The 2,552-nt window shown below is 42.5% G+C and carries 1 protein-coding gene and 2 pseudogenes; 1 reads left to right on the plus strand and 2 read right to left on the minus strand.

Annotated features, from left to right (window positions below; translation table 11 throughout):
- Positions 1-203: 203 nt before the first annotated feature.
- A pseudogene (locus tag BGK49_RS26795) lies at positions 204-383 on the plus strand (transposase); the annotation flags it as partial.
- A 10-nt stretch (positions 384-393) separates the two neighbouring features.
- On the opposite strand, the gene ushA reads toward BGK49_RS26795, so the two are convergent.
- Together ushA and BGK49_RS29380 are read right to left on the minus strand one after the other, a co-directional pair.
- Complete coding sequence (ushA, locus tag BGK49_RS12140; RefSeq protein ID WP_046891837.1) at positions 394-2,046, minus strand: bifunctional UDP-sugar hydrolase/5'-nucleotidase UshA; 1,653 nt, start codon at positions 2,044-2,046, stop codon at positions 394-396.
- A gap of 340 nt (positions 2,047-2,386) precedes the next feature.
- Positions 2,387-2,552: pseudogene (locus tag BGK49_RS29380) on the minus strand (IS3 family transposase); the annotation flags it as partial.

Raw genomic sequence — 2,552 nt, forward strand, 5'->3', positions numbered from 1 at the left:
TAGCGGAGCAGGAAGGACATCTGATGGAAATGGAAGCCACGCAAGCACCTTAAAATCACCATCATACACTAAATCAGTAAGTTGGCAGCATTACCCGCGATCTGTTGCCCTGGAAAGTTGATCTGAGCTCTTAGTAAATATCAATACGGTTCTGACGAGCCGCTTACGCAGATCATGCCATAATGAATAAACTTTAATCAGCGAAATTGACGAAGAAGCTGGCAGCGCTCCAACATCAGTTAAGCCGCAAGGTTAAATTCAGCAACAACTGGCAGAAGCAGAAACACAAAATACAGCAACTGCATTCCCATATCGCAAACATCCGCAGAGACTACTTTCACAAAGTCACAGCGACTGTCAGCAAAAAACACGTGATGATCGTCAATTACGTTATCACTGCCAACTGACTTCACCTTTTGGTTCATATGAAGCAGCATCCAGCGGTGAATGTTCCCGGATATATTCGATAAGTACTTCAGCATCAATAAATCCGGTATTTATGTATCCGGGTCTATTATCAATACGTGGATAGCCATCCCCACCAGTAGCATTAAAGCTAAATGTTGTCATACGATATTTTTTGTTAAGGTCAACCGATTTACCTTTTATTTTTAGCATTTCGATTTTTCCTTTTTTGACTACAAAGCTGGTATTCAAAAATTGTGGGTAGGCTCCGGAATCCGGTTTCATCTGTGCCACTGTAGCTAGGTAGTCAGCTACTTCTTTCCCCGTCAAATCAATACTTACTACCGTATTACCAAATGGCTGAACTTTCAGTATATCTTTGTATGTGATGTTACCACTCTCTATGGAATCTCGAATTTCCCCACCACTGACAACAGCAAAATCTGCGTCAATACGTTCTGTCAGAGCGCTCAGAATCAGATGGCCCATACTGGTCTGAACAAAACGAACTTTACTTCTGTCCCCTTCCAGACGTCCGTTCACAACCCCAACCTTCACATCCAGTTGTGCTTTGCCTTTATTCTGGAATGGTGTCAGTAAGGATAACATCTGTGGATCTTCAGTAATTTCGGGGGTGTAAAAAGAAAATTCCGTTTTTCCATCTTCTCTGGTAATTCTCATTTTGAGATTAACTGGGTGTAACTGATAATTAACCAGTTTCATTGTACCGTTACAGAATTCAAAATCAGCCTGACCGACATATTTTCCCCACTCATGCGCTTGTACAATCCAGATGCCATTTTGTTTATCTGGTACACAGGTTGTCCCCGGAATATAATTCCACTGTTTTTTATTATCGCTGGCCATGCAGACAGGAGCTTGTGAATGTCCTCCCACAATCATTGCTAATGAGCCAGTCGGCAAACTGCGAGCCATTTCAACATCACCAGGAGCATTCGAACCTGACTCGCCATTGTCATAGTGACCCATATGTGTTGCCGCAATAATAATATCTGGCTTTTCCTGCTGATTAAGTTCATCAATGACACTCCTCGCCTCAGCAGCAGGTTGACGGAACTCAATATCAGTAAAATATTCAGAATTTCCTGTTTTCGCAGTATCATCTGTCGTCAAGCCAATGACTGCAATTTTCAAATTCTGACGGATGAAAATTTTCCATGGACTGAATAAACGCCTCCCTGTACTTTTTTGATATATGTTAGCAGAAAGGAAAGGAAATGTGGCCCATTTTTCCTGCTGACGTAATATATTTAGAGGATTATCAAATTCATGATTACCGACGGCCATTGCATCATAACCAATTAGATTCATTCCACGAATATCGGGTTCAGCCTTCTGAAGGTCTGATTCAGGTACACCGGTGTTAATATCACCACCAGATAATAATAGAACACTTCCGCCATTATTTATTACTTTCTGCCGGATATTGTCCACCAGCGTTTTTTGGGAGGATAACCCGTACTCACCATGATTGTTACGCCAAAAGTGTCCATGGTGGTCATTTGTATGCAGAACGGTTATTTTATATACTTTATCTGTTTCATACGCTATAGCAGGATTTCCTGTCAGTAATGACAGGGTGAACATTATTAGCGTAATGTTTTTTTTTAACGATATCATTGTACCTGTATGAACGCATCCCCGTTTGCAAGGCTTCAGTTGTTCTGACATCGACGAGTAGTTGCTGCTCTGTATCCGGCCTTATTGCAGTCAGAGCTGCGGGCCACTATAAGATTCGCTGACCTGAGCCTTATTCCCTTCACGGACTTTATGTCTAGGACACAATTCAGGTTTATCAGGTCACGGTCTTACCTGTCGTTGTCATCACGTCGATCACCATAGCCCCCTTTCAGCATTCACCCTTCTATAAGGTTTGATGTTTATCAGTTTCAGCAATTAATATGGTCTGATACTGACGTGAACCGCCCCAAGTTTCCTGGAGAATGTTTTATCTGTGAACTCAGGCTGCCAGATCATCGTTTCCGATAGAAGCATAATAAGCTTTTTCTGCTTCTGCCGGAGGGATGTGGCCCAGCCTTTCCAGCAATCGTCGATTATTATACCAGTCCACCCACGTGAGTGTGGCCAGTTCCACTTCTGCACGGTTTTTCCAGCTCTTACGGTGT

Source organism: Shigella sp. FC1544 (assembly GCF_001722145.1).
In the GTDB taxonomy this organism is placed as follows: Bacteria; Pseudomonadota; Gammaproteobacteria; order Enterobacterales; family Enterobacteriaceae; genus Escherichia; species Escherichia coli.